Consider the following 25,470-nt stretch of genomic DNA (forward strand, 5'->3'; position numbering starts at 1 on the left):
CATAAACATCAGCCCGTAATCTTTTGATTGCCATCACCTTAACTGGTGAGGGCGTTGTTGTTCGTCAATACATCTAATTTGAGCCGGTTCACACTTTTCAATGAAAATTGCAGATCATTTTCACGATGAGCTAAGTAGACTGGCCGCCATTGACATTGAGGCACTCGTACTACATGGCTGAATTCGAAACCACTTTTGCAGATCTGGGCCTGAAGGCTCCTATCCTTGAAGCCCTTAACGATCTGGGTTACGAAAAACCATCTCCGATCCAGGCAGAATGTATCCCACATCTGCTCTCTGGTCGTGACGTGCTGGGCATGGCCCAGACTGGTAGCGGTAAAACTGCGGCGTTCTCGCTGCCGCTGCTGAACAACATTGATCCGGACCTGCGTGCACCGCAGATCCTCGTCCTGGCTCCAACCCGTGAACTGGCTGTTCAGGTTGCTGAAGCAATGACGGAATTCTCTAAACATATGCGCGGCGTAAACGTGGTTGCCCTGTACGGCGGCCAGCGTTATGACGTGCAGTTACGCGCCCTGCGCCAGGGCCCACAGATTGTTGTCGGTACGCCTGGCCGTCTGCTGGATCACCTGAAGCGCGGTACTCTGGACCTCTCTAAACTGAGCGGCCTGGTACTGGATGAAGCAGATGAAATGCTGCGTATGGGCTTCATCGAAGACGTAGAAACTATCATGGCGCAGATCCCGGACGGTCATCAGACCGCGCTGTTCTCTGCAACCATGCCAGAAGCGATTCGTCGCATTACCCGCCGCTTCATGAAAGAGCCGCAGGAAGTGCGTATTCAGTCCAGCGTCACCACTCGCCCGGACATCAGCCAGAGCTACTGGTCTGTATACGGCATGCGCAAAAACGAAGCGCTGGTACGTTTCCTGGAAGCGGAAGATTTTGATGCGGCGATTATCTTCGTTCGTACCAAAAACGCGACCCTGGAAGTGGCTGAAGCGCTTGAGCGTAGCGGCTACAACAGCGCAGCGCTGAACGGCGACATGAACCAGGCTCTGCGTGAGCAGACTCTGGAGCGTCTGAAAGACGGCCGTCTGGATATCCTGATTGCAACCGACGTGGCAGCACGTGGTCTGGACGTTGAACGTATCAGCCTGGTTGTTAACTACGACATCCCGATGGACTCCGAGTCTTACGTTCACCGTATCGGCCGTACCGGTCGTGCGGGTCGTGCGGGTCGTGCTCTGCTGTTTGTTGAGAACCGTGAGCGTCGTCTGCTGCGTAACATCGAACGCACCATGAAGCTGACCATTCCAGAAGCTGACCTGCCAAACGCAGAACTGCTGGGCAAACGCCGTCTGGAGAAATTCGCCGCGAAAGTTCAGCAGCAGCTGGAAAGCAGCGATCTGGATCAGTACCGTGCACTGCTGTCGCAGATTCAGCCAACCGCTGAAGGCGAAGAGCTGGATATGGAAACTCTGGCTGCAGCACTGCTGAAAATGGCGCAAGGCGAACGTAGCCTGATCGTGCCACCAGATGCACCAATGCGTCCTAAGCGTGAATTCCGTGACCGTGACGATCGCTTCGAACGTCGTGGCGACCGTAACGATCGTGGCCCACGTGGTGACCGTCCAGAGCGCGGTGGTGAAGACCGTCCACGTCGTGAGCGTCGTGACGCGGGCGACATGGAGCTGTACCGCATTGAAGTGGGCCGTGATGATGGTGTTGAAGTTCGTCATATCGTTGGCGCGATCGCTAACGAAGGCGACATCAGCAGCCGTTACATTGGTAACATCAAGCTGTTCGCATCCCACTCTACCATTGAGCTGCCAAAAGGCATGCCGGGCGAAGTACTGCAGCACTTTACTCGCACCCGCATCCTGAACAAGCCGATGAACATGCAGCTGCTGGGCGATGCACAGCCACGTCCTGACCGTGGCGGCGAACGTCGTGGCGGTGGTCGCGGTTTCGGTGGTGAGCGTCGTGAAGGCGGTCGCAGCGAAGGTCGTGGCGGTGAAGGTCGTCGTTTCTCCGGCGAGCGCCGTGAAAACCGTGGCCCACGTCGTGACGAAGGTTCAAGCCGTCGTCGTGACGCGTAAGCCTTACGCCACTGACGTAAAGTAAAATATACAGCCCCGATAAACGCTATCGGGGCTTTTTTTATTTCTTTTGTACTCCTGTACTGGTACAGTGCTGCACATTAAAATGCATCACCGCATTATTGACTGGAGAAATGGCTGTATGGCGACACTAACCACCACCCAAACGTCACCTTCGCTGCTTGGCGGCGTGGTGATCATCGGCGGAACCATTATTGGGGCCGGGATGTTCTCCCTGCCCGTGGTCATGTCCGGTGCGTGGTTCTTCTGGTCGCTGGCGGCGCTGGTTTTTACCTGGTTCTGTATGCTCCATTCCGGGCTGATGATCCTCGAAGCGAACCTGAACTACCGTATTGGTTCGAGCTTCGACACCATTACCAAAGATCTTTTAGGTAAAGGCTGGAACCTGGTGAACGGCCTCTCCATCGCGTTTGTGCTTTACATCCTGACCTACGCGTATATTTCAGCGAGCGGTTCTATTCTGCACCACACCTTTTCGGAGATGTCGCTGAACGTTCCGGCGCGTCTGGCGGGGCTGTGTTTTGCCCTTGGCGTGGCGTTTATCGTCTGGATGAGTACCAAAGCGGTGAGCCGCATGACGGCGATTGTGCTGGGTGCTAAGGTCATCACCTTCTTCCTGACCTTCGGCAGCCTGCTGGGGCACGTCACTCCCGCTACACTGTTTAACGTCGCCGAAGTGAATACCTCCTACACGCCGTACCTGCTGATGACGCTACCATTTTGTCTGGCGTCGTTCGGCTACCACGGCAATGTGCCGAGCCTGATGAAGTACTACGGCAAAGATCCGCGTACGATTGTGAAATGCCTGGTCTACGGCACGCTGCTGGCGTTGGGTCTGTATGTGATTTGGCTGCTGGGGACGATGGGTAACATCCCTCGTCCGGAATTTATCGGCATTGCGCAGAAGGGCGGTAACATCGATGTGCTGGTGCAGGCGCTGAGTGGTGTGCTGAACAGCCGTAGTCTGGATCTCTTGCTAGTGGTGTTCTCCAACTTTGCCGTGGCGAGCTCTTTCCTCGGCGTAACGCTGGGCCTGTTTGACTACCTGGCGGATCTGTTTGGCTTTGATGATTCTGCTATGGGGCGCTTCAAAACTGCGCTGCTGACCTTCCTGCCACCGATTGTGGGTGGCCTGCTGTGGCCGAACGGCTTCCTGTACGCCATCGGCTATGCCGGACTGGCGGCAACCATCTGGGCGGCAATTGTGCCGGCGCTGCTGGCGCGCAAATCACGTAAACGCTTCGGTAGCCCTAAATTCCGCGTCTGGGGCGGCAAGCCGATGATTGCACTGATTCTGGTGTTTGGTGTTGGTAACGCGCTGGTGCACGTGCTGTCGAGCTTTAACCTGTTGCCTGTGTATCAGTAAACGCTTCTTTTCACCCTCTCCCAACGGGAGAGGGCCGGAGTAACAAAACACACTTCCCTACATTTCTTCTTTCACCTGCATCGCCAGCTCAAACGAATGCAAACGTGCCTGGTGATCGAAAATCTGGCCATTAACCATAATCTCATCCGCCTGCGTTTCACGCAGCACCGCTTCAAGCCCGTGACGCACTTTCGCCTTATCGCCCACCAGAGACATGCTCAGCGCCTGCTGCACGCCATACTGCTCGGAAGCGGACCACAGCTGATGCATATTCTCCACCGGCGGCGGGAGTTGACCCGTCTCGCCGCGGCGCAGCTTCACAAACGCCTGCTGCATGGAGGTGAACAGGAATTCCGCGTCGCGATTGCTGTCGGCGGCAATGATGTTGATACACACCATCGCGTACGGTTTTTCCAGACGTTCAGATGGTTTGAAGTTCGTGCGGTAGAGATGCAGCGCCTGATGCAGCATATCCGGCGCGAAGTGTGAGGCAAACGCAAATGGCAGCCCCAGCTGTGCGGCAAGCTGTGCGCTGTAGAGGCTTGAGCCCAGCAACCACACCGGGATCTTCTCGCCGTAGCCCGGAACCGGGCGCACGTGTGGGTTCGGGTCCCGCGCATCGAACCAGTCCACCAGTTCCGCCACATCGCGTGGGAAGTTGTCGATATCCCCACTCATATGGCGACGTAGCGCGCGCATGGTCGGTTGATCGCTGCCCGGCGCACGGCCAAGCCCTAAATCAATGCGCCCTGGATAGAGGGTATTGAGCGTACCAAACTGCTCGGCAATCACCAGGGGCGCATGGTTCGGCAACATGACGCCACCGGATCCCAGATGCAGCGTGGTGGTGTTCGCCGCCAGATAGCCAATCAGTACTGATGTCGCGGCACTGGCGATACCCACCATATTGTGGTGTTCCGCCAGCCAGTAGCGGTGATAGCCACGTTTTTCGGCAAGAAGAGCAAGATCCAGAGAGTGGGAAAAGGCCTCGCCCGCTGAGGAGCCTTGTGGGATCGGCGCCAGATCCAGCACCGAAAACGGAATGGTTTTATCAGTCATAACAGCTCACTTTGTCGACGGTGAATCTTTTAATAGTGCATTAAAAATTAATAACCGTTGTTAACAAAGTGAGCCTTTACACTTTATCGCTATGCCTGCAGTTCCAGCCCGGCGAGGCGCTTCCAGTAACCGTTGCAGTCGCTGTTAGCGGTCAGCGGCAGCGGAGATGTCCCGTTTTCATTGGCGCGGAAGGCGTCCAGCATTGCGAACACGCTGGTATCCAGCGGCGACAGACGCACCATGTCTACCAGCCCGTTCATCGATGCCAGCTCATTGCCCAGGTTATAGACATAACCGCTCATGGTCTGAATACCGTTCAGAACAAATACCTGCTGATTCTCCTGAGACAGCATGCTGCGCCCGTTCGGGTACTTGATGCAGCAGGTTTCGCACTCGTCTTTCGGGCGATCTTCCGAGCGCGCGGTAAAGCAACGGGCAGAGTAGGCCAGCGGCAGGTGGCCGTAACTGAGCACTTCCACTTCAAACTGATTGCGAATGCCTAACTCTTCGCACTGAGTCAGCAGGTTTACCAGCCAGTCGCGGGAGAGTTCTACCGGCATGCACCAGCGCGTCATCCCCTGTTTGAGCAGCAGACGCAGGGTGACGGCGTTATAGCAGTTCAGCGCATGACCCGCGACAAACGGCAACTTGCGTTCAGCGCACATGTTCACCACGCCCAGATCGCTCGCTTCCAGCAGGAACTCGCCGTTCTCAACGTAACGCTTCAGTTCTCCCAGTTCGGAAGAGGCTTGTACCAGTGCGAGCGTTGAAAGCACCACCTGTTTGCCGCTTCCGGCCAGGTTTTTTGCCATATCCAGCCAGTCGCCGACCTTAGTGGCGCGGCGTTTGCTGCACACGGCTTCACCGAGATAAATCACATCGGCGCTGCTGGTGGCGGCCTGTTGGTAAAAATCTTCCAGCGTCTCTTTTGACCAGTAGTAGAGCACCGGCCCTAATGAATATTTCATGGTTATCTCACTGCCATTTACGGTGATACGCGCCAAGCGTGGTTTGCGTGCCTTCGGACATCGAGCCGAGCGTCTCCATCCAGGCCGGTTGTGGGGCGTAGTTCTGCGGATCGGCCATGCAGCGGTCGATGGCCTGACGCCAGACTTTCGCCACCTGGCTCACGTACGCCGGGCTGCGCTGGCGACCTTCGATTTTTACCGAGGCAATATTGGCCGCCAGCAGTTCCGGCAGCAGTTCCAGCGTGTTGAGGCTGGTGGGTTCTTCCAGCGCGTGGTAACGCTCGCCATCGACCAGATAGCGACCTTTACACAGCGTCGGATAGCCAGCGTTTTCACCGTCCTGATAGCGATCGATCAGTACTTCATTCAGACGAGACTCCAGCCCCTGCGGCGTCTGCTGCCAGCGAACAAATCGGGCAGGGGAGCAGGCCCCGACGGTATTCGGCGATTCACCGGTTAAATAAGAGGAAAGATAGCAACGGCCTTCAGCCATGATGCACAGGCTACCAAAAGCAAAAACTTCAAGCGGCACTGGCGTGACGCGCGCGAGTTGCTTAACCTGATGAATAGAGAGCACGCGCGGCAACACCACGCGGGCCACGTCAAAGTGTTGATGGTAAAAACGCACGGCCTCTTCGTTAGTGGCAGATGCCTGAACAGAGACGTGGCGCTCAATATGGGGATAGCGTTCTGCCGCATACTCAAGCATAGCGAGGTCGGCCAGGATTAGCGCATCCGCACCCAGTTGTGCCGCCATATCCACCGCACGCTGCCAGCGGGCATAGCCATCAGGATGGGCAAAAGTATTGATGGCGATATGCAGTTTGCGGCGGTGCTGGTGAACGAAGTTAACGGCTTCCTGAAGCTTTTTCTCCGTAAAGTTGAGGCCAGCAAAATGGCGGGCGTTGGTGTCATCTTTCAGCCCGATATAGACCGCATCGGCCCCATTTTCGATGGCCGCCTTAAGCGCCGGAAGGTTTCCGGCTGGGCAGAGCAGCTCCATAATTTATCCTGATGTAGTCGATCGCAAAATTGTTAACGAGCTGGGATTTTAATTAACCCATACGCGACAATTTTTGATTTAAGGCAGCTAATGGCGTATTGATGGCACCAATAATGAGGTACGGCGGACGACGGTTTGTTGATTTACGCCGCTATGTTGCGCTTCGGATATGGCAAAATAGCAGGACTATAGATATCAGGGAGTAAAGCTCGTGCTGGATAAACTGCGTTCACGTCTCGTACAATTTGGTCCATCAATGCTGAGCGTGCCGGTCAAGCTGGCACCGTTCGCGCTTAAACGCCAGGTGCTGGAGCAGGTCCTGAGCTGGCAGTTCCGCCAGGCGCTGCAGGACGGCGAGCTGGAGTTCCTGGAAGGCCGCTGGCTAAGCATTGAAGTGCGTGACATCGGGCTACGCTGGTTTACCTCCGTTGAGAATGATCAGCTGATCGTACGTGAATCCGCTGACGCGGATGTGAGCTTTAGCGCCAACGCCAGCGATCTGCTGATGATTGCCGCGCGTAAGCAAGATCCGGATACGCTCTTCTTCCAGCGTCGTCTGGTCATTGAAGGCGATACGGAGCTGGGCCTGTACGTTAAGAATTTAATGGATGCCATTGAGCTGGAGCAGATGCCAAAAGCGCTGCGTGTCATGTTGATGCAAATGGCAGATTTCGTTGAGGCTGGGCTGAAAAGCCCGCCGGAAAGCAAACACACTTCAGTAGGTGAGCCATGCTGATTCGAGTTGAAATTGGGATTGATGCACCGGGAATTGATGCGTTGCTACGCCGCTCTTTTGAGAGCGATGCCGAGGCCCAACTGGTCCACGATCTCCGTGAAGATGGCCTGATTACGCTGGGGCTGGTTGCTACCGATGACGAAGGTCAGGTGGTCGGCTATGTGGCCTTCAGTCCGGTCATCGTTCAGGGCGAAGATCTTCAGTGGGTGGGAATGGCACCGCTGGCGGTAGATGAAAACTATCGCGGGCAAGGGCTGGCACGTCAGCTGGTCTATGAAGGGCTGGATTCGCTCAATGAGTTCGGTTATGCAGCCGTTGTCACGCTGGGCGATCCGGCGTTCTATGGACGATTGGGCTTTGAGCAGGCCGCGCATTACGATCTGCGCTGCCGCTGGCCGGGTACGGAATCTGCTTTCCAGGTCCATCGTCTGGCGGACGACGCGCTCAACGGGGTCAATGGCCTGGTCGAGTACCACGACCATTTCAATCGCTTTTAATCAGGTGCTCGCGTAGCGCCTCAAACGAGCCGTCTCCGCTCACGAGGCGCTCTTTCTGGCGCTTCGTCAACTGCTTAATACGGTATTCCAGTCTTAGCGCCAGCGATCTGTCACCAACAGGTGCTGAAAAGGCGAGTTGTAGTTCTCCTTTCCCCCGCAGTGCTTTTGCCCCTTTTCCCGTTTGATGTTGTAAAAAACGCCGCGCCACATCGGTAGTGATCCCGGTGTAGAGTGCGTTATCAGCGGTTCGGACAAGATAGAGAAACCAGCACACGGTAAACAGATTCAGTATGTTAAAGTGAACGCACCATAGCATGAGAGAGAATGAAAATGGAAACACTGGCCACCATTAACCGCTGGCTGGCGAAACAGCATGTCGTCACCTGGTGCGTGTACAGCGAGGGTGAGATGTGGTGCGCAAACGCGTTTTACTACTACGATCCGGAGCGTGTGGCCTTTTATATCATGAGTGAAGATAAGACACGTCATGCGCAGATGACTGGCCAGCAGGCGGAGGTCGCGGGCACGGTGAATGGCCAGCCTAAAACGGTCGCATTGATCCGTGGGGTGCAGTTTAAAGGGGAAATCCGTCGTCTGGACGGAGAAGAGAGCGACGCGCGTCGTAAGCTTTACACGCGCCGCTTTCCGGTTGCCGCTGCGCTAAAAGCCCCGGTATGGGAAATCCGCCTTGATGAGCTGAAATTTACCGACAACACGCTGGGCTTTGGCAAGAAGCTGCACTGGCTACGCGCCGAGCAGGCGTAGCGCTTCGCGGTTAAATGCCGGAAGATCGTCTGGGGTTCGGCTGGTGATCAGCTGGTCTTTGTCGTTGACCACTTCCTGATCGTAAAACTCGGCTCCCGCATTTTTCAGATCGATAACGATCGGTTTCACAGCCGTGAGCTTACGCCCGCGTACAACCTCAGCGCTGATGAGCAGTTGCGGGCCGTGGCAGATGGCAAAGACCGGTTTGCCGGTAGAGACAAAGTCCCGTGTAAAGGTCACGAAGCGTTCGTCGCCGCGCAGGGAATCCGGTGAATGGCCGCCAGGTAACAGCAAGGCGTCAAAATCTGACGGGCTAACGTTATCGATAGTCTCGTCGATGGTCACGCTGGCCTCGCCCTTATGGCCTTTCACCGTTTTGCCCGCTTCTTTCTCAATGGTGATGACCTCATGTCCCGCCTTGCGGAACGCCTCGGCTGGAGAGGTGAATTCTGAATCTTCAAACTCGTCGGTAATCAAGACTGCGATTTTTTGCCCATGCTTCCTCCGTTGTTTTGGCTTCAGACTGATTTTTCTCCGCTTGTGGTAAATACTTACCTGTAACAGACTTCTAAGTGTGGTCAACCACGCTAAGTTCGCAAACGGACAATTCTGTAAAGGGGAAAAGATGAGCCAGGTACTGCTTACAGGCGCAACCGGGTTGGTGGGCGGGCATTTACTGCGTCTGCTGATTCAGGAGCGCAAAGTGAATTATATTGCCGCCCCGACGCGGCGACCGCTCGCAGATATCTCCGGCGTCTTCAACCCACATGATCCGCAGCTGACGGACGCGCTGGCACAGGTGCAGGACCCCATTGATATCGCATTTTGTTGTCTCGGCACGACCCGGCGTGAGGCGGGCAGTAAAGAGGCGTTTGTGCATGCGGACTACACACTGGTGGTAGATACTGCACTCACGGCCAAAAGGCTTGGGGCGAAACATTTCCTGGTGGTCAGCGCGCTGGGTGCCAGTGCCGGATCGCCTTTTTTCTACAACAACGTGAAGGGCAAAATGGAGGACGCGCTGATTGCGCAGAGATGGGATTACCTGACGATTGTTCGCCCCTCCATGCTACTGGGACACCGCGACGAACGGCGTTTTAATGAATCTATTTTTGCACCGCTATTCCGCATTCTTCCGGGGAACTGGAAATCCATTGAGGCGCAGGATGTCGCACGCGCGATGCTAAAAGAGGCGCTTTCACCTTCGAAGGAAGGGGTGAACATTATCCCTTCGGCAAAACTGCGTGAAATCGCGCAGGGCGAGGCGTAAACTCCCCCGGCTAATTACCTACTACTCTCCGGGGAATGCTATGACTGGTCAGTCTTCATCTCAGGCGGCAACACCTGTTCAATGGTGGAAGCCCGCGCTCTTCTTTCTTGTGGTCATTATCGGCCTCTGGTATGTGAAATGGCAGCCCTACTACGGCAAAGCCTTCACCGCCGCCGAAACGCACAGTATCGGTAAATCTATTCTCGCTCAGGCTGATGCCAGCCCGCTGCGGGCGGCGTGGGATTACGCCATGGTCTACTTCCTTGCCGTATGGAAAGCCGCCGTTTTAGGCGTCATTCTGGGGTCACTGATTCAGGTACTTATTCCGCGGAACTGGCTGGTGAAAACGCTTGGGCAGTCGCGATTTCAGGGCACGCTGCTGGGGACAATTTTTTCTCTGCCGGGCATGATGTGCTCCTGCTGTGCGGCTCCTGTTACCGCGGGGATGCGTCGCCAGCGAGTCTCGATGGGCGGCGCGCTGGCTTTCTGGATGGGTAACCCGCTGTTAAACCCGGCGACGCTGGTGTTTATGGGATTTGTTCTGGGCTGGCATTTTGCGTTCATCCGTCTGGTGGCTGGATTGCTGACGGTGCTGGTGGTCGCGACGCTGGTACAAAAATGGGTGAAAGATAATGCCGTTGAACCGGCGTCAGTTGAGCTGAACGTCAGCGAGCCTCAGGGGAGTTTCTTCATGCGCTGGGGTCAGGCGTTATGGCAGCTTTTCTGGAGCACCATCCCGGTCTATATCCTTGCTGTACTGGTTCTGGGGGCTGCGCGCGTCTGGCTTTTCCCACATGCGGATGGCGCTATCGACAACACGCTGATGTGGGTCATTGCGATGGCCGTTGCAGGCTGCCTGTTTGTGATCCCAACGGCGGCGGAGATCCCGATTGTGCAGACCATGATGCTGGCTGGCATGGGCACCGCACCGGCGCTGGCGCTGCTCATCACACTGCCTGCAATTAGCCTGCCGTCGCTTATCATGCTGCGTAAATCATTCCCGGCCAAAGCGCTGTGGCTGACTGCGGGGCTGGTGGCGTTGAGTGGGGTGATTGTGGGAAGTTTTGCATTGGTTTAAGGCAAAAAAATACCCGGCATTGCCGGGTATTGTTTGTTACTTGATATAAGTAAACGCGGTGGTGACGTGTTTCACGCCGCTCACCCGGCTGGCGATATCAGCCGCGGCTTTCCCTTCACGGTCGGTTACCAGACCCAGCAGGAACACTTCACCGTTTTCCGTCGTCACTTTCACGTTGGAAGATTTCACCTGATCAGAACCCAGCAGTTGGGAACGCACTTTGGTGGTGATCCAGGTGTCAGACGATGCGGTGCCCAGGCTGACAGGCTGTCCCTGGCGCACTTCGTTGAAGACTTCTGTCGTACCTTCTACACCCATCGCAATCTGTTTGGCGCGGGAGGCGAGTTCCATGTTAGGGGCCTGGCCTGCAAGCAGCACTTTGCCCTGATAAGCCGTCACATTGATGCGCGCTTCTTTCTTAATCTGTTCGTCTTTCGACAGCGCACTGTTGACGCGCAGCTCAAGCGTACCGTCATCCACCTGCGTCCCGACAGAACGCGGATCGGTTGCCGCTTTGGTGCCTACAGCAGCAGTACCCACGACAGCCGCAGCGATACATCCCTGAAGCAGTAATGCAGACATAAGGACTGCGAGGGTCGATAAAGCCTTCATAAGAACTCCTTAATCATCCTGGTGAGGGAAAAGCGTGTTATCGATCAGGTCGCATAAGCAATTTACCGTCAGCATATGCATTTCCTGAATACGCGCGCTACGGTGAGAAGGAATGCGGATTTCCACATCCTGCGGCCCCAGCAGACCCGCCAGCTCACCACCGTCATAGCCGGTTAAAGCTACGATAGTCATGTCCCGGGTTACGGCGGCTTCAACGGCTTTAACAATGTCCCGGCTGTTGCCGCGTGTGGATATTGCCAGCAGTACATCTCCGGCATGGCCGAGGGCTCGCACCTGCTTAGCGTAAATTTCGTCATGCAGACGATCGTTAGCAATCGCTGTTAAGACCACATTATCGGTATTAAGTGCAATGGCAGGTAAACTCGGACGTTCTGTTTCAAAACGATTGATCATGCTGGCAGCAAAATGCTGTGCGTTGGCGGCTGACGTTCCGTTGCCACAACAGAGGATTTTGTTGCCATTAAGCAGGGATTGCACCAGCGTCATCGCGGCACGGGAGATCGCATCCGGTAGCGCTTCCGCCGCGGCAATCTGAGTCTGGATGCTTTCTGTGAAGCACACTTTAATTCTTTCGAGCACGTTATCCCTTTTAAATCTTAATTATGCGTCTTCGCCAAAAGCGTTTTTAAGCCATTCGATCTCATTTCCGGTGAAGGCTATCACATCGAACCGGCAATCCACAGTATCAAAGCTCCCATTATGGCGGGCAAGCCACAAGTGGGCAGTCTGTAATAATTTATGTTGTTTGGCGAGCGTCACGCTGGCGGCAGCGCCGCCAAAACGGGAGGACTGTCGAAAACGGACTTCTACAAACACAATGACCTGAGCCTCTTTCATGATCAGGTCAATCTCGCCGCCGCGCCCACGGACGTTAGCGGCGATAAAGCGCAGTCCTTTGCCTTCAAGCCAGCGACGCGCCTTTAACTCCCACGCATCGCCGGTCTCTTTACGGCTTAACTGGCCGGGACGATTTGCCCCTGCTGGTATTTGAGCCATGATAACTTCCTGTTGATCACGCAATCCTGAGTAGCGGTCAGATCGCCGGTGTTGCCGTTAAGCTCAAAGCCTGGCACCTGACGCATCTGGGTAAAGTGGTTCGCCAGCGCCCACGCATCGACACCCATCGCATACAAACGCGCCAGAGAGTAGTCGTTACGTACTGCCCCCAGCGCCTGCTGCATCAGTGCCGGATTGCTGCCTGCCAGCATAGGGATTTCGCTGTACTGCAGACCGTCCATTTCCAGACGGAAATCCGGGCCTGCAGTGCCCTGCGCGCTGCGTGAACTCGCGTACAGCGTTGCACCGCTCTGGCTGCCGTTACGCATTGCAATCATCGGTTTGATAAAGGCGATCTCTTGCGGCGTGGCGACAATATAGGCGGCATCCACTTTACCGCCACCGCTGATTTGTGCGTCGGTAGGTGGGGCCGGGATTGTCAGACCGCCAATTGTCACGCCCTGCTGCTGCGGCAGGCTTGCGGTTACCGGGCTACCGTTCAGCGCGATGCCTGCTCCGCCATTTACGCCAGCGCGCAGTTCAGAGACTGAACCGAATTTCTGCTGCAGTACCATACCGCCACCGAGCTTCTGCCATTCATTGGCAAAGGCATTCGCGACGCGATCGCCCAGCGTACTGCGTGGGATGAGCAACAGAGGAGCCTGTTTACCCTGCTCGTGGATATGTCGTGCGGCATCGCGGGCTTCATCTTCAGGGGAAAGTGCGAAGTAGCAGATATTGGCGCGGTTCTGAACCTGCTCAGGCTGATTGAGCGCCAGCACGTTCAGCGTGGTATTGCTCTTCATCAGCTCTTCCACGTTGTTTTTCAACAACGGGCCGACAACGATGCTTGCTCCGTCCTGTTGAACCTGCGCCAGAACCTGGTCAAGCGGCTGTGAGCTGGTGTCGTAGATTTTTAGCTCAGCGCCCGGGTTGGCGCTGGAGGCTGCCACGGTTTGCGGCTGCGCAGCAGGTTGGGCTGCGGGTTGCGCAGGTTGCCGTTCAGACGGTTGTGCTGTGGCAGCAGGTGCCGGCGCCGCTTGTGTCTCAGCCGGAGCCTGTGTTGCAGGCGCAGGCGCAGTTGCGGCTGCCGGAGGTGTCGTTGGTGCGGTAACCGGGTTTTGCATCGTGCCCTGCGCCGGGGTTTGGGCGGTGGTCAGGTCACTGGTCTCGGCTGCGGACGGGCTGACAACATCGTTCACATTTGCTGCCTGTGCTGCTTGTGCTGCTTGTGCTGCTTGTGCTGGAACGGCACTGCCTGTCACCGGCGTGGTACCGTTTTTCGCCGCTTCAAAACCCTGCTGAATAGTGCGACCAAATACCGCCGCCTGACCGTTTAGCGGCAGAAGCAGGGCGATTTTGCTGGTCGATGCGGGCTTAAAGTTCTGCACGTTTACCAGCTGTGTTGGCAGCATTTTCGCGCCCGGATTCTGCGGGTAGCGGGTTTGCCAGTCAGTAATACCGGCTTTCAGCATCTTCGGATCGTTGCGGTTGTTAAACCACATCTGCTGCAGATCCAGCCAGCCCTGCAGTACGTTCTCATCGGCATTGATGACCAGTGCCTGCGCCTGTTCCTGGGTCATGGAGGCAAGCGCCTGCCAGGTGGCATCAATATTTTTCTGCTTGTCGGCACCGCCGAGCAGCGGTTCCTGGGCAATCAGTGCACGGAGCAGTGTCAGGGAAGGACGACCCTGCTCAGCGGCAATACCTGCCTGCCAGAAGCGAGCCTGCTGATTTTTATCCAGCGCGCTGACGTCGATATTACCCAGGATCTTTTTCGCGCCATCATAATCTTTCAGTGCGACTTTCAGCTCAGCGGAAAGCAAGCTCTGCTCACGACGTTGGGTGTCGTTAAGATCCTTCGGTAACTGATTGAACAGTTCGGCGGCCTGCTGGGTTTTCCCCTCTTTCAACAGTGCACGAATGGCGAGTAATTGCCAGTTGGTCTTGGTATCATTTGAACTCTGCGACATTTGTTGCAGATAAAAACCAGAATCAGCCTGAGCGGAACCCTGCAGATGTGCAGTGCTCTGGTCAGGTGCCTGGGTGCCACAGCCTGCAAAGATCAGCGCTGCCAGCAGAAGCGGCACGCTGCGAGTGGCTTTTTTTCGAAGAAACGTTAACGGTACCATACTGTATCCAGTGATTTTTTTTACGCAATGCTCAATATTAAATCGGCAATACGGACTAAACAATGAAACAACACGAAACGGCGGATAATTCTCAAGGCCAGCTCTATATTGTACCTACTCCTATCGGGAATTTATCTGATATTACCCAACGTGCGCTTACCGTGTTGCAAGCTGTTGATTTGATTGCTGCTGAAGATACCCGGCACACCGGTTTACTGCTTCAACATTTCGCGATCACCGCCCGATTGTTTGCCCTGCACGATCACAATGAGCAACAAAAAGCCGAAACGCTGGTGGCGAAGCTGAAAGAGGGGCAGAACATTGCGTTAGTTTCCGATGCAGGAACCCCGCTGATTAACGACCCTGGTTACCATCTGGTGCGTACCTGCCGCGAAGCAGGGATTCGGGTTGTACCTTTGCCGGGCCCCTGCGCCGCAATTGCTGCGCTGAGCGCTGCGGGGTTGCCGTCTGACCGTTTCTGCTATGAAGGTTTCCTGCCTGCCAAATCCAAAGGCCGCCGCGACGTGTTAAAAGACCTGGAAGCGGAACCGCGCACCCTGATTTTCTACGAATCCACGCACCGCCTGCTTGAGAGCCTGGAAGATATGGTGACCGTGTGGGGAGAAGCCCGCTACGTGGTGCTGGCGCGCGAACTGACCAAAACCTGGGAAACGATCCACGGTGCACCGGTGGGTGAACTGCTGGCGTGGGTGAAGGAAGATGAAAACCGCCGTAAAGGTGAAATGGTGCTGATTGTCGAAGGACATAAAGCGCAGGAAGACGCGCTGCCAGCAGACGCGCTGCGCACGCTGGCGCTGCTGCAGGCGGAACTGCCGCTGAAGAAAGCTGCGGCGCTAGCGGCGGAAATTCACGGCGTGAAGAAAAATGCGCTGTATAAGTATGCGCTGGAGCAGCAGGGGGAGTAAACGTATGAGCCGCTACCTGCCTCCATTCGCTATCACGCCATCAATTCTCAATCAGGTTGTTGAGATTGGTGAGTTGCTGGGGCATTGGGCGGCTCATTCCGGAAGGACATCTCCTTTACTGCGTAAAGAGAACCGTATCCGCACTATCCAGGCATCGCTGGCCATTGAACACAACTCGCTGACTACCGGGCAAGTGACGGCAATCATGGATGGCAAGCGCGTGCTCGCGCCTGAAAAAGATATTCAGGAAGTCCGCAATGCTATCCTGGCATATGAGAAATTGTCTGAATGGAAGCCATGGAAGCTCAATGACTTACTCAATGCACACCGGTTATTAATGACTGGTCTGGTCGATCTCCCTGGAAAGCTCAGGAATGGAGATGTAGGGGTATACCGTGGAAACCAGTTAGTCCACATGGCTCCTCCTGCCTCCCAGATGAACCGTCTGATCGACGATCTTCTGTCCTGGCTTAAGCAAACTGATCTCCACCCGCTTATTGCCAGTTCGGTATTTCATTACGAGTTTGAGTTTATTCATCCCTTTTCAGATGGAAATGGCCGCATGGGGCGGCTGTGGCAAACGTTGATCTTAAGCCAGTGGCGTGCGGAACTGGCATGGCTACCCGTCGAGACACTCATCCATTTTCAGCAGGCGCGCTATTACCAGATATTAGGACAATGCGATCGGGCCAGTGATTGCACGGCATTCGTGGAGTTTATGCTGCAAAATATGGCTGAAGCTTTGCGGGAAGGCATAGGTATGTCGTCAGTATTGTCGGAAAAAATGTCGGAAGAATTGTCGGAAAAGGAAAATACTATCCTTGAGCTTCTTACCGTTCAACCGCAAATGACTGCGGTAATGTTGGCATCTGTTTTGGGCGTAACTTCCCGCACTGCGGAACGTTATCTCCGTTCTTTGCAATCAAAAGGTAAATTAAAACGCGTGGGGGCAAGGAAAGGGGGAAGCTGGCAGGTCATGGTTTAACCTGCCAACTGAACACTTTTTATTTTTCTGGGAATGCTTCAAACACCAGCGTTTCCAGCGGCTGCAGCGTAATCACCACTGCGTTTTTGTACGCCTCCGGTACGGTTGAATTACGTCCATACACTGCCTTCAGACTAAACTGCGACGCGTTTCCTGTCGGGACTTCGAAATCTCTCGTCAAATCCAGGTAGTAGCTTTGCGGCTTATCCGACGGGTTACGTAAGCCGAGAATTGCTTTGTCCTTGCTCCAGGATGCCCAGCCGTAAACCTGAAGCGCAGTTGGGTCACCGCCAATCCAGTGCGTATCCACCAGCACGCTGGCGTTATCCCGCGACCATTTCGCCGCCTGCGCCAGGGTATCCCACTTCGCCTTATTCAGCATTGAAGGGGTGATGTATAGCTCCTGCAACTGCGTGCCGGTGGCGAAGTAACTCCAGACCTGGTCGGCAAAATCGCTGTCCGTTTGCACTTTCTCCAGCCCGTAATAGGCGTTTTCTGCACTGACGATCCCGTGATACATCAGCGAGTTTAGTGGGAACAGAGGGCCTTTGCGCACAATGGAACGGTACGTTTCAGCGTCGCGGTAAGTCATCCACTGCTGTACCGGCGTACCAGGGCCATAAAGGTTTATGTCATCACCCTGACGCCAGATGGAGTCAGCGTAGAACAGCCAGGATGGACTGGCATTGGTTCCGGTCGTCAGGTTGATAAACAGGTTCGGATTGGCGCTGCGCATGTTATGCAGCAGTGCAATAGAGGCGTCAAAATCCGAGGCGAACGGGCTGCCTTTAATGTGCGAGTTGGCGTTACCCATTCCGTCCAGCTTAAACGAGGTAATATGCTCGTTTTTTATCAGCTTACTAATCTGCTCATTAAAGTTTTTAAAGTAGTTCGGGCCTGACAGCGCCAGCTTCCCGTCGACCGTTTCGAAACCATACTCTTTTGCATGTGAGACGCGAGTATCGCGCGGTTTGTTATATCCGCCCCACGGCGAAAGCCACAGGCCAACGGAGCTGTGCAGGCTGTCAGCTTTCTCCCGTACCTTGCCAAAACCGTTACTGAATGCCGGGCCAAACAGCCAGCGCCCTGTAAGATCATCCCAGCCATCGTCAAGCAGGAAAGCATCCAGCGCTACGCCCCGCCCGGTGATAAATTCTTTGTTCCATTCGTCCATACGCCCCAGCACATCCTGCTCGGAGTAAGGGGTAAAGAAGCCGATGTCCATCCAGCTGTTGTAGTGTAGATAAGGCTTATACGGACGCGGGCGGACGGCATCAATAAACTGGTTTACGCTACGTCGCAGCTGGCTGGTTTCCGGGAAGGTACCGAACCAGGTGGTATAGCTGACTGGCGTTGCCGGCTGAATGGGCGTTTTCAGCTCCACATTGAGGTTGGTCGTCGCTTCATAGGCGTAAGTATTAACGATGGGTTTATCCGGCAGGATAAAGAACGAGTCTGCGATAATCGGCGAGCTGTTAATTGCCCCGTCTACAGGTAATGGTGCCAACTTACTGATTTAGTGTACGATGGTGTTTTTGAGGTGCTCCCGTGGCTTCCATCTCCATCAGTTGTCCCTCCTGCTCAGCTACTGAAGGCGTGGTGCGTAACGGTAAAAGTACTGCCGGACATCAGCGCTATCTCTGCTCTCACTGCCGTAAAACATGGCAACTGCAGTTCACTTACACCGCTTCTCAACCCGGTACGCACCAGAAAATCATTGATATGGCCATGAATGGTGTTGGATGCCGGGCAACCGCCCGCATTATGGGCGTTGGCCTCAACACGATTTTACGTCACTTAAAAAACTCAGGCCGCAGTCGGTAACCTCGCGCATACAGCCGGGCAGTGACGTCATCGTCTGCGCGGAAATGGACGAACAGTGGGGCTACGTCGGTGCTAAATCACGTCAGCGCTGGCTGTTTTACGCGTATGACAGGATACGGAGGACGGTTGTGGCGCACGTCTTCGGTGAACGCACTCTGGCCACACTGGAGCGTCTTCTGAGCCTGCTGTCGGCCTTTGAGGTCGTGGTATGGATGACGGATGGCTGGCCGCTGTATGAATCCCGCCTGAAGGGAAAGCTGCACGTAATCAGCAAGCGTTACACTCAGCGAATTGAGCGGCATAACCTGAATCTGAGACAACATCTGGCAAGGCTGGGACGGAAGTCACTGTCGTTCTCAAAATCGGTGGAGCTGCATGACAAGGTCATCGGGCATTATCTGAACATAAAACACTATCAGTAAGTTGGAGTCATTACCAACGCGATGAATAACGATATTTTCCCAAATAAGTTTAAAGCGTCCCTCGCGGCGCATCAGATCCAGATTGGTTGCTGGTCCGCGCTGGCAAATCCCATCAGCACCGAAGTGCTGGGCCTGGCCGGTTTCGACTGGCTGGTACTGGACGGTGAGCATGCGCCGAACGATATCAATACGTTTATTCCGCAGTTGATGGCACTCAAAGGTAGCCAGAGCGCGCCGGTGGTGCGTGTGCCAACCAACGAACCGGTGATCATCAAACGTCTGCTGGATATCGGTTTCTACAACTTCCTGATCCCGTTTGTGGAAACGGAAGAAGAGGCGGCGCGGGCCGTGGCCTCAACGCGCTATCCCCCGGAAGGGATCCGCGGTGTATCCGTTTCGCATCGCGCCAATATGTTTGGCACCGTGCCGGACTACTTCGCGCAGTCCAATAACAACATCAGCATCCTGGTACAGATTGAGAGCCAGCAGGGTGTTGATAACGTCGACGCCATTGCTGCCACACACGGCGTCGACGGCATCTTTGTTGGCCCGAGTGACCTGGCTGCGGCGTTGGGACACCTGGGTAATGCGGGTCACCCGGACGTTCAGCATGCCATTCAACACATCTTTGCCCGCGCTAAAGCCCATGGCAAACCGTGCGGCATTCTGGCACCGGTTGAAGCTGACGCTCGTCGTTATCTGGAATGGGGTGCCACCTTTGTGGCGGTCGGCAGTGACCTCGGCGTATTCCGCTCAGCCACGCAGAAATTAGCGGACGCTTTTAAAAAATAACCATCATTGAGGAAACAGTTTATGACGCTGAAAGTCGGTTTTATTGGCCTGGGGATCATGGGTAAACCAATGAGTAAGAACCTCATCAAAGCGGGTTACTCACTGGTGGTTTCAGACCATAATCCGCAAGCTGTGGCTGAGGTCATTGCTGCGGGTGCCGAAACGGCCGCCACAGCCAGAGCCATTGCTGAGCAGTGCGATGTCATCATCACCATGCTGCCAAACTCTCCACATGTAAAAGAGGTCGCTCTGGGTGAGAATGGCATTATCGACGGTGCGAAGCCAGGTCTGGTACTGATTGATATGAGCTCTATTGCCCCCCTCGCAAGCCGTGAAATCAGCGAAGCGTTGAAAGTGAAAGGCGTCGATATGCTGGATGCGCCGGTCAGCGGCGGTGAACCGAAAGCGATCGACGGCACGCTGTCGGTGATGGTCGGCGGCGATAAAGCGATCTTCGATAAATACTACGATCTGATGAAAGCGATGGCTGGCTCTGTGGTGCACACCGGTGACATCGGAGCGGGTAACGTGACTAAGCTGGCGAACCAGGTGATTGTGGCGCTGAATATCGCTGCGATGTCCGAAGCGCTGACGCTGGCAACTAAAGCGGGCGTCAACCCGGACCTGGTCTACCAGGCAATCCGTGGCGGTCTGGCGGGGAGTACCGTGCTGGATGCCAAAGCACCGATGGTGATGGATCGTAACTTCAAACCTGGTTTCCGCATCGACCTGCATATTAAAGATCTGGCAAACGCGCTGGATACGTCTCACGGTGTTGGGGCGCAACTGCCGCTGACCGCCGCCGTGATGGAAATGATGCAGGCCCTGCGTGCCGATGGTATGGGGACGGCCGACCACAGTGCCATTGCCTGCTACTACGAAAAACTGGCGAAGGTAGAAGTCGCCCGTTAATAACATCTTGCCCACACCTGAGGGTGACAGCGGCGCGCAAACCCTCTATACTGCGCGCCGAAGCTGACCAGACAGTCGCCGCTTCGTCGTCGTCCCCTTCGGGGGAGACGGGCGGAGGGGAGGAAAGTCCGGGCTCCATAGGGCAGGGTGCCAGGTAACGCCTGGGGGGGAAACCCACGACCAGTGCAACAGAGAGCAAACCGCCGATGGCCCGCGCAAGCGGGATCAGGTAAGGGTGAAAGGGTGCGGTAAGAGCGCACCGCGCGGCTGGTAACAGTCCGTGGCACGGTAAACTCCACCCGGAGCAAGGCCAAATAGGGGTTCACATGGTACGGCCCGTACTGAACCCGGGTAGGCTGCTTGAGCCAGTGAGCGATTGCTGGCCTAGATGAATGACTGTCCACGACAGAACCCGGCTTATCGGTCAGCTTCAACTTCTTTTAAAACAATACGTTGGTGTGTCTCAGGCTTTCTAAGGATAAACTGTGACACAGACTGTGATACAAAAGAGACACACCAACGGCTGTTCCATCCCCAATATCCTAAAGCGTGGCAATCGCTACAGCCTTCATTTCAGACTACCTTCAGGTGGTTTGTTCCGCGTGTCTCTGGGCTGCGATTCAGCCAGCAGAGCAAGATTTATATCTTCACTGGCTGAATGAAAACACATAAAACATTCGCCTAGGAAATTATTTAAAACGTAGTTTCATTTTTGTAAAAAACCACTTCCGGCGCATGGGTGTTATTTGTACAATGAGTCACGTATAAAAATAAATTTGCAATCAGTAGAGGGATTTATGCAGCAATACACTAACGAAATAACGCCTGAAATCCGTGAAGCCCATGCACGTCCTCCATATGATGAAGAGCTTTTGTCCCTCTGTGACAACAAAACCCGGGAAGAACTTGAAGAAATAAACGAACAGTATTTAAGCCGCCCGTTAGCTCACATTTTTCGGTTTGCAGTCGTTGGGAGTGTGACCGGTTGCGGGGGAGTTATTCGCCATGCTTCAGGCGGCGCTACCACAGGACGGTTACAAATTTCTCGGGTTGGCGACAAGGTTGTATATGCTGATGGCAGCGAGGCAACCATTATTTCCGGAGCTGGCAAGGGCCGAGTCTTGCAAGGCAAATCCGCTGCACTCGTTGGCAGCATGCTTGATAATGGTGATGAAATAATCTCTACCCTGCAATCATGCAGCAAACTGGTTTTTCCTGAAGGTCGCGAACTTCCGGAAGGGTTCCTGACCATGCCGGGGAGTAAGCACTGATGGGGGTTAAGGGATATTATTTATTCAGGGGAGATAAAACTCGATGTGGTGGCGTTATCACTGAAGGATGGAGTGACCACCAGCATTTTGACAGAGATATGTCCTGCGAAGGTCATAAAGTAACTTGTGGTAAACACCCAGGGATTTACCGTATCTGTGGTGGGCTTGATGATGACATACACGGCAAAAGGATTGCCGGAACGTTGCACAGCTATAGCTCCTGCCCGTGTAAATCCAAATTCATCAACTCAAATTGGGATGATGATTACGAACTTGGTGGAGAAGCAACAGTAACGTACACCGATCTATCGCACCTTGTTGAGATGCCTGTACTTCCTGGACCAATCGAGCCAGAACCGGAACAACACGCCCAGTCAGCTAAAAAGAAAACGGGTATCGACGCGGGTTTTACCATTATCCCTTACGGTGGTACGACAGAAGCCTGGCAGCGCCTGCTATTCACTGAGAATCCACCAGCAGGAGCCAAAGAACTATTTGCAACGCTGAACGGCCCGGATGAAAGATACAAAGCCGGTTCTATTATGCTGGTGGTTGACCCTAATAAGCAGGACAGCGAACAGATTGCACATATGCAGGCTGCGAAAGCGCGAGTTGATGCAGCGTTAGCCCCTCTTTCCATTCAGCAAGCCAACTTCCTTTTCAAACACAAAGACACCATTGAGATGTTCGCCGCTGCTGCCAGTACGGCGAGCGATACTTATGGATACTCAGGACAAGCAACCGAAGCCGCGAAAGGGTATTTCGAAGAGGTAGAAAAAATCCTTGTCGAGATCGAGAAGACCTACAAAAACCAGTACATCACCAGCGGCACACTGATTGGCGAACAATTCTTCGTTGAACGCCGCCGCTTGTTTGGTCAGCTTGATAGCGTTCTTAAGATGTTCATGAAACATCGCTTCATGTTCAACGAGTACGCAGATCTAAAAAGTGCCCTTGGCTTCTCAAGCCGTTCAATCACACACCGCTGGAACGAAACAGGCGTAAGCGATATTGAAGGTTACGCAACCCATATCGAGAAGCTGGCGAAGTACGTTAAGTGGATGGAAACAGCCGGGAAGATCGGCATTGGTCTTTCTGCTTTTGATACCGCAGCGAAGATCACCGAAGCCTGCACTGTAGGCAGGGATTGCGCCAAAACCTCGTTTACTTCCATCGGTGAATTTTCAGGTGGCCTAGTAGGTGGAGCTGTGGGAGCTAGGATTATTGGCGCTGGCGCAGCAAATACTATTTGTGCTGTGGTTCTGGGGGCTGCAACCATAGAGGCAGGAGGAGCGGGAGCGCTGCTTTGCACGCTCAGTGTATCTGGCGGAATTGCATACGGAAGCGATAAAGCTTTTAGCTGGTCTGTTGGAAAAGCGAGCGAATCCATTGGGGAGGCCCTCGGTCTTTATGAGGTTACCAGTGATGATTAGTATAAAAATGGTATCGGTTATAGCCACACTTACAGGATTGTTATTAGGTGCCTTGAGCATCGTCGTGTCCGTCTTCAACCGTAAACGGTTTAGCGAAATTTGCGTCCTGTACAAAAAAAAATATGGCAGCCTTCCTGATGCCGTCTTGCTGTTCGAAAACGTCAACACGCTTTACGTCAACATAGCCTATAGCACGAAAGTGCAGTTCATCTACATCCCTCTATTATGGAATCGCAGTTCAATCCTGACCAAAAACGATGACAAGGACTTCATCAGAGGACTTCCCAAACGACTTATCGGACCTTTCTACGTCGAGATATATCTGGCTGTCGTAAGTCTAATCTTCTTTATCATTGGGGGGCTACTGATGGTAGCGATAGAGCGCGGTTGGGTGTGAAAGGTGCGCCCCTTAGCAGGCTTTACTCTATAACACTAAGTGCGATACAGTCTGCGACACAAGACAATTTCAGCGCTGTAGATGCCTGACGTACAGTTTAACGAAGCCGCCTTATCGGTCAGCTTCAACTTCTTTTAAAACCCCGCTTCGGCGGGGTTTTTGCTTTCTGTACCACCCTGGTCATGTTTACAAATGACATCAATTCTCAAAATTGCGACGCTAAGCACATTTCACTATTTTATTGGTTAATAACTCAATCCTGGCTAGGTAGAGGATCGAAATCACAAAATTTCACGCTAAGAAATTCTGAATTCTCAGTGTTATGGATTTGTTATGAATATTGTCATTATGATCTCTAATGTTTTCTGATTTGATATGCGTATTTAGAAATCAAATACATTTACCCCGTGAATATGTGATGCATTCCACTCTTTTTCAGAAACCCGAAAATTCAGCCCTGAAAAATTTGATAAATTGAAAGAATGTTATAACCAAATAATGGTTATTAATTGCCCTTTAATTGCCTGAAAGATAGCCTTTATTGATTTTTTTAGACCAAATAAATTTATCAGGGTTATCGCCATAAAATAAATTTATTACCGCTATTTTTGTTGATCAATATCAGCGTATCGACGTATTTTATTTGAGTTAACTTATTGATGATTAAGTTATTTGGTGGTGTTTTGTACGGGTGGTTAGCGGTCCTGAAAAGCAAATTGTGAGTAACAGCACATACCCCTTTAAACAATATTGAGTAGAATCCACCCCGTCATAGGGAAATAAGCGCAGAATATTATGAACACTATTATTCTACCGAAAACACAGCACCTCGTGGTATTTCAGGAAGTCATTAAAAGTGGCTCCATAGGTTCTGCGGCAAGACAACTGGGTGGCTTTGTTGAATAAATAAGATTTCGTGCGAACGACCCTGTAGCTGGCTGGATTTTCAGGCAATACGCACGCTTTCTGGCATCCCAGCCTTTGTCATCCTGTTCAACGCACGCACCATGGCCATAGCTTCCGCTACCTGACCATCGTAGTCACGCAGCGTCAGTGAATCTCCCAACAACTGCTTCATTCTGTACATTGCCGTTTCCGCTATCGAGCGACGGTTATATTCCGTTGTCCATTTCCACCGTGCATTGCTTCCGCTCAGCCGCTGATTAGCAACGGCACGGTTGCGGTCTGCGTACTCACCGGGCCAGTAACCTGCTCCTTTTCGGGGAGGAATAAGCGCGCTGATTTTTTTGCGGCGCAGTTCATCGTGACAGAGCCGGGTATCGTAAGCCCCGTCTGCCGCGGCTGCCCTGATTTTTCTGTGAGTCTGCCGGATAAGGCCCGGGAAGGCTTCTGAGTCCGTGACGTTATTCAGCGACAGGTCTGCACAGACAACTTCATGTGTGTTGCTGTCAACAGCAAGATGCAACTTTCGCCAGATACGACGGCGCTCTTTGCCGTGCTTTCTGACTTTCCATTCGCCTTCACCAAAGACCTTCAGCCCGGTGGAATCAATCACCAGGTGTGCGATTTCACCCCGGGTGGACGTTTTGAAACTGACATTAACCGACTTTGCCCGCTTACTGACACTGGTGTAATCCGGGCAGCGCAACGGAACGTTCATCAGGGCAAAAATGGAATCAATAAAACCCTGCGCAGCCCGCAGGGTCAGCCGGAATACGCGTTTAATCACCAGAACGGTGGTGATGGCGAGATCAGAATAGCGCTGGGGCCTTCCTCGTGATGAAGGCGTTGCCGACTCATACCAGGCCTGAATCGCCTCATCATCCAGCCAGAAAGTGAGGGAGCCACGGTTGATGAGAGCTTTGTTGTAGGTGGACCAGTTGGTGATTCTGAACTTTTGCTTTGCCACGGAATGGTCTGTGTTGTCGGGAGGATGCGTGATCTGATCCTTCAACTCAGC

The 25,470-nt window shown here is 53.8% G+C and carries 26 protein-coding genes, 1 other RNA gene and 2 pseudogenes; 18 read left to right on the forward strand and 11 right to left on the reverse strand.

Going from position 1 to position 25,470, the window contains the following annotated elements; genetic code table 11:
• Positions 1-100 precede the first annotated feature (100 nt).
• The 3 genes from yrbN (at position 101) to mtr (ending at position 3,450) form a co-directional block, all read left to right on the forward strand.
• Positions 101-181, forward strand: a complete 81-nt coding sequence (gene yrbN / locus AC0XWG_RS10050) for a protein YrbN (RefSeq protein ID WP_097533792.1) — start codon at positions 101-103, stop codon at positions 179-181.
• The gene (locus tag AC0XWG_RS10055; RefSeq protein WP_028017050.1) at positions 174-2,063 is read left to right on the forward strand and encodes a DEAD/DEAH family ATP-dependent RNA helicase; all 1,890 of its coding nucleotides are present in this window, start codon (positions 174-176) and stop codon (positions 2,061-2,063) included. Before yrbN ends, AC0XWG_RS10055 begins: the two co-directional genes overlap by 8 nt.
• A 142-nt stretch (positions 2,064-2,205) precedes the next feature.
• Positions 2,206-3,450 carry a tryptophan permease gene (gene mtr / locus AC0XWG_RS10060; protein WP_028014544.1) on the forward strand — a complete coding sequence of 415 codons (1,245 nt, stop codon included), beginning with the start codon at positions 2,206-2,208 and terminating at the stop codon, positions 3,448-3,450.
• A 57-nt stretch (positions 3,451-3,507) separates the two neighbouring features.
• Here mtr and AC0XWG_RS10065 read toward each other — a convergent pair whose 3' ends face one another.
• The 3 genes from AC0XWG_RS10065 to ubiU form a co-directional block, all read right to left on the reverse strand.
• Positions 3,508-4,509 (reverse strand): luciferase-like monooxygenase, encoded by a 1,002-nt coding sequence (locus tag AC0XWG_RS10065; RefSeq protein WP_108091079.1) that lies wholly within the window; start codon positions 4,507-4,509, stop codon positions 3,508-3,510.
• An 89-nt stretch (positions 4,510-4,598) separates the two neighbouring features.
• Positions 4,599-5,477 carry a U32 family peptidase gene (locus tag AC0XWG_RS10070; protein ID WP_108091078.1) on the reverse strand — a complete coding sequence of 293 codons (879 nt, stop codon included), beginning with the start codon at positions 5,475-5,477 and terminating at the stop codon, positions 4,599-4,601.
• A 7-nt stretch (positions 5,478-5,484) separates the two neighbouring features.
• Entirely contained in the window at positions 5,485-6,480 is a 996-nt protein-coding gene (ubiU, locus tag AC0XWG_RS10075) for a ubiquinone anaerobic biosynthesis protein UbiU (protein WP_028017054.1), read from the reverse strand.
• Between the two features lie 211 nt (positions 6,481-6,691).
• Here ubiU and ubiT point away from each other — a divergent pair, with 211 nt between their 5' ends.
• Both ubiT and AC0XWG_RS10085 read left to right on the forward strand, forming a co-directional pair.
• Entirely contained in the window at positions 6,692-7,216 is a 525-nt protein-coding gene (gene ubiT / locus AC0XWG_RS10080; RefSeq protein ID WP_028017055.1) for a ubiquinone anaerobic biosynthesis accessory factor UbiT, read from the forward strand.
• The gene (locus tag AC0XWG_RS10085) at positions 7,210-7,713 is read left to right on the forward strand and encodes a GNAT family N-acetyltransferase (RefSeq protein ID WP_028017056.1); all 504 of its coding nucleotides are present in this window, start codon (positions 7,210-7,212) and stop codon (positions 7,711-7,713) included. The genes ubiT and AC0XWG_RS10085 overlap by 7 nt, the downstream gene beginning before the upstream one ends.
• On the opposite strand, the gene AC0XWG_RS10090 is transcribed toward AC0XWG_RS10085, so the two are convergent.
• Positions 7,700-8,029: a GIY-YIG nuclease family protein gene (locus AC0XWG_RS10090; RefSeq protein ID WP_475680771.1), complete on the reverse strand. Its 330-nt coding sequence runs from the start codon at positions 8,027-8,029 to the stop codon at positions 7,700-7,702. The genes AC0XWG_RS10085 and AC0XWG_RS10090 overlap by 14 nt on opposite strands.
• A 14-nt stretch (positions 8,030-8,043) precedes the next feature.
• On the opposite strand from AC0XWG_RS10090, the gene AC0XWG_RS10095 reads away from it, so the two are divergent.
• Positions 8,044-8,478: a YhbP family protein gene (locus AC0XWG_RS10095; RefSeq protein ID WP_028017058.1), complete on the forward strand. Its 435-nt coding sequence runs from the start codon at positions 8,044-8,046 to the stop codon at positions 8,476-8,478.
• Here the strand turns inward: AC0XWG_RS10095 and AC0XWG_RS10100 are convergent.
• Positions 8,458-9,000 carry a type 1 glutamine amidotransferase domain-containing protein gene (locus AC0XWG_RS10100; RefSeq protein ID WP_128348208.1) on the reverse strand — a complete coding sequence of 181 codons (543 nt, stop codon included), beginning with the start codon at positions 8,998-9,000 and terminating at the stop codon, positions 8,458-8,460. The genes AC0XWG_RS10095 and AC0XWG_RS10100 overlap by 21 nt on opposite strands.
• A gap of 103 nt (positions 9,001-9,103) precedes the next feature.
• On the opposite strand from AC0XWG_RS10100, the gene AC0XWG_RS10105 reads away from it, so the two are divergent.
• Positions 9,104-9,748: an NAD(P)H-binding protein gene (locus AC0XWG_RS10105; RefSeq protein ID WP_049007614.1), complete on the forward strand. Its 645-nt coding sequence runs from the start codon at positions 9,104-9,106 to the stop codon at positions 9,746-9,748.
• 40 nt (positions 9,749-9,788) lie between these two features.
• Positions 9,789-10,826, forward strand: a complete 1,038-nt coding sequence (locus AC0XWG_RS10110; protein ID WP_128348183.1) for a permease — start codon at positions 9,789-9,791, stop codon at positions 10,824-10,826.
• 36 nt (positions 10,827-10,862) lie between these two features.
• Here AC0XWG_RS10110 and dolP read toward each other — a convergent pair whose 3' ends face one another.
• From dolP to AC0XWG_RS10130, 4 genes are read right to left on the reverse strand one after another with little or no spacing between them, the layout of a single operon-like run.
• Positions 10,863-11,438 (reverse strand): division/outer membrane stress-associated lipid-binding lipoprotein, encoded by a 576-nt coding sequence (dolP, locus tag AC0XWG_RS10115; protein WP_028017061.1) that lies wholly within the window; start codon positions 11,436-11,438, stop codon positions 10,863-10,865.
• A 9-nt stretch (positions 11,439-11,447) separates the two neighbouring features.
• A complete protein-coding gene (gene diaA / locus AC0XWG_RS10120) occupies positions 11,448-12,038 on the reverse strand; it encodes a DnaA initiator-associating protein DiaA (protein WP_003861754.1) in 591 nt (196 codons plus the stop codon).
• A 21-nt stretch (positions 12,039-12,059) separates the two neighbouring features.
• Positions 12,060-12,455 (reverse strand): YraN family protein, encoded by a 396-nt coding sequence (locus AC0XWG_RS10125; RefSeq protein ID WP_028017062.1) that lies wholly within the window; start codon positions 12,453-12,455, stop codon positions 12,060-12,062.
• Positions 12,413-14,587, reverse strand: coding sequence for a penicillin-binding protein activator (locus AC0XWG_RS10130; protein ID WP_475680553.1), 2,175 nt, complete (start codon positions 14,585-14,587; stop codon positions 12,413-12,415). Before AC0XWG_RS10130 ends, AC0XWG_RS10125 begins: the two co-directional genes overlap by 43 nt.
• A gap of 62 nt (positions 14,588-14,649) precedes the next feature.
• Here AC0XWG_RS10130 and rsmI point away from each other — a divergent pair, with 62 nt between their 5' ends.
• Positions 14,650-15,513, forward strand: coding sequence for a 16S rRNA (cytidine(1402)-2'-O)-methyltransferase (rsmI, locus tag AC0XWG_RS10135; protein ID WP_108091074.1), 864 nt, complete (start codon positions 14,650-14,652; stop codon positions 15,511-15,513).
• Between the two features lie 4 nt (positions 15,514-15,517).
• Positions 15,518-16,498 carry a Fic family protein gene (locus tag AC0XWG_RS10140; protein WP_108091073.1) on the forward strand — a complete coding sequence of 327 codons (981 nt, stop codon included), beginning with the start codon at positions 15,518-15,520 and terminating at the stop codon, positions 16,496-16,498.
• Between the two features lie 19 nt (positions 16,499-16,517).
• Here the strand turns inward: AC0XWG_RS10140 and AC0XWG_RS10145 are convergent.
• Positions 16,518-17,990: pseudogene (locus tag AC0XWG_RS10145) on the reverse strand (alpha-galactosidase); the annotation flags it as partial.
• A gap of 56 nt (positions 17,991-18,046) precedes the next feature.
• Between AC0XWG_RS10145 and AC0XWG_RS10150 the strand changes: the two are divergent.
• The 8 genes and pseudogenes from AC0XWG_RS10150 to AC0XWG_RS10185 form a co-directional block, all read left to right on the forward strand.
• Positions 18,047-18,744, forward strand: a protein-coding gene (locus AC0XWG_RS10150; protein ID WP_223216367.1) for an IS1 family transposase whose coding sequence is annotated in 2 segments (ribosomal slippage) — positions 18,047-18,296 and positions 18,296-18,744 — 699 coding nt in all. Because the reading frame shifts where the segments join, the coding sequence is not laid out codon by codon here.
• Between the two features lie 21 nt (positions 18,745-18,765).
• A complete protein-coding gene (garL, locus tag AC0XWG_RS10155; RefSeq protein ID WP_128348175.1) occupies positions 18,766-19,536 on the forward strand; it encodes a 2-dehydro-3-deoxyglucarate aldolase in 771 nt (256 codons plus the stop codon).
• Positions 19,537-19,557: 21 nt separating this feature from the next.
• A complete protein-coding gene (gene garR / locus AC0XWG_RS10160) occupies positions 19,558-20,448 on the forward strand; it encodes a 2-hydroxy-3-oxopropionate reductase (RefSeq protein WP_108091064.1) in 891 nt (296 codons plus the stop codon).
• 59 nt (positions 20,449-20,507) lie between these two features.
• An RNA gene (rnpB, locus tag AC0XWG_RS10165) (RNase P RNA component class A) lies at positions 20,508-20,884 on the forward strand.
• A gap of 361 nt (positions 20,885-21,245) precedes the next feature.
• On the forward strand, positions 21,246-21,719 hold the full coding sequence (locus AC0XWG_RS10170; protein WP_128348174.1) for a PAAR domain-containing protein: 474 nt from the start codon (positions 21,246-21,248) through the stop codon (positions 21,717-21,719).
• Positions 21,719-23,152 (forward strand): PAAR domain-containing protein, encoded by a 1,434-nt coding sequence (locus AC0XWG_RS10175; RefSeq protein WP_128348173.1) that lies wholly within the window; start codon positions 21,719-21,721, stop codon positions 23,150-23,152. Before AC0XWG_RS10170 ends, AC0XWG_RS10175 begins: the two co-directional genes overlap by 1 nt.
• The gene (locus AC0XWG_RS10180; RefSeq protein ID WP_128348172.1) at positions 23,145-23,549 is read left to right on the forward strand and encodes a hypothetical protein; all 405 of its coding nucleotides are present in this window, start codon (positions 23,145-23,147) and stop codon (positions 23,547-23,549) included. Before AC0XWG_RS10175 ends, AC0XWG_RS10180 begins: the two co-directional genes overlap by 8 nt.
• 795 nt (positions 23,550-24,344) lie before the next feature.
• Positions 24,345-24,440 (forward strand): annotated as a pseudogene (locus AC0XWG_RS10185) (transcriptional regulator TdcA); the annotation flags it as partial.
• 55 nt (positions 24,441-24,495) lie between these two features.
• Here AC0XWG_RS10185 and AC0XWG_RS10190 read toward each other — a convergent pair.
• Entirely contained in the window at positions 24,496-25,464 is a 969-nt protein-coding gene (locus tag AC0XWG_RS10190; RefSeq protein WP_000654811.1) for an IS5 family transposase, read from the reverse strand.
• Positions 25,465-25,470 lie beyond the last annotated feature (6 nt).

It is taken from the genome of Enterobacter sp. DVT3837, from assembly GCF_056238685.1.

Coding starts and splice junctions, on each gene's coding strand:
- yrbN (WP_097533792.1), top strand. CDS start 101: ATGAAAATTGCAGATCATTTTCACGATGAGCTAAGTAGACTGGCCGCC.
- AC0XWG_RS10055 (WP_028017050.1), top strand. CDS start 174: ATGGCTGAATTCGAAACCACTTTTGCAGATCTGGGCCTGAAGGCTCCT.
- mtr (WP_028014544.1), top strand. CDS start 2,206: ATGGCGACACTAACCACCACCCAAACGTCACCTTCGCTGCTTGGCGGC.
- AC0XWG_RS10065 (WP_108091079.1), bottom strand. CDS start 4,509: ATGACTGATAAAACCATTCCGTTTTCGGTGCTGGATCTGGCGCCGATC.
- AC0XWG_RS10070 (WP_108091078.1), bottom strand. CDS start 5,477: ATGAAATATTCATTAGGGCCGGTGCTCTACTACTGGTCAAAAGAGACG.
- ubiU (WP_028017054.1), bottom strand. CDS start 6,480: ATGGAGCTGCTCTGCCCAGCCGGAAACCTTCCGGCGCTTAAGGCGGCC.
- AC0XWG_RS10085 (WP_028017056.1), top strand. CDS start 7,210: ATGCTGATTCGAGTTGAAATTGGGATTGATGCACCGGGAATTGATGCG.
- AC0XWG_RS10090 (WP_475680771.1), bottom strand. CDS start 8,029: ATGCTATGGTGCGTTCACTTTAACATACTGAATCTGTTTACCGTGTGC.
- AC0XWG_RS10095 (WP_028017058.1), top strand. CDS start 8,044: ATGGAAACACTGGCCACCATTAACCGCTGGCTGGCGAAACAGCATGTC.
- AC0XWG_RS10105 (WP_049007614.1), top strand. CDS start 9,104: ATGAGCCAGGTACTGCTTACAGGCGCAACCGGGTTGGTGGGCGGGCAT.
- AC0XWG_RS10110 (WP_128348183.1), top strand. CDS start 9,789: ATGACTGGTCAGTCTTCATCTCAGGCGGCAACACCTGTTCAATGGTGG.
- dolP (WP_028017061.1), bottom strand. CDS start 11,438: ATGAAGGCTTTATCGACCCTCGCAGTCCTTATGTCTGCATTACTGCTT.
- AC0XWG_RS10125 (WP_028017062.1), bottom strand. CDS start 12,455: ATGGCTCAAATACCAGCAGGGGCAAATCGTCCCGGCCAGTTAAGCCGT.
- AC0XWG_RS10130 (WP_475680553.1), bottom strand. CDS start 14,587: ATGGTACCGTTAACGTTTCTTCGAAAAAAAGCCACTCGCAGCGTGCCG.
- rsmI (WP_108091074.1), top strand. CDS start 14,650: ATGAAACAACACGAAACGGCGGATAATTCTCAAGGCCAGCTCTATATT.
- AC0XWG_RS10140 (WP_108091073.1), top strand. CDS start 15,518: ATGAGCCGCTACCTGCCTCCATTCGCTATCACGCCATCAATTCTCAAT.
- garL (WP_128348175.1), top strand. CDS start 18,766: ATGAATAACGATATTTTCCCAAATAAGTTTAAAGCGTCCCTCGCGGCG.
- garR (WP_108091064.1), top strand. CDS start 19,558: ATGACGCTGAAAGTCGGTTTTATTGGCCTGGGGATCATGGGTAAACCA.
- AC0XWG_RS10170 (WP_128348174.1), top strand. CDS start 21,246: ATGCAGCAATACACTAACGAAATAACGCCTGAAATCCGTGAAGCCCAT.
- AC0XWG_RS10175 (WP_128348173.1), top strand. CDS start 21,719: ATGGGGGTTAAGGGATATTATTTATTCAGGGGAGATAAAACTCGATGT.
- AC0XWG_RS10180 (WP_128348172.1), top strand. CDS start 23,145: ATGATTAGTATAAAAATGGTATCGGTTATAGCCACACTTACAGGATTG.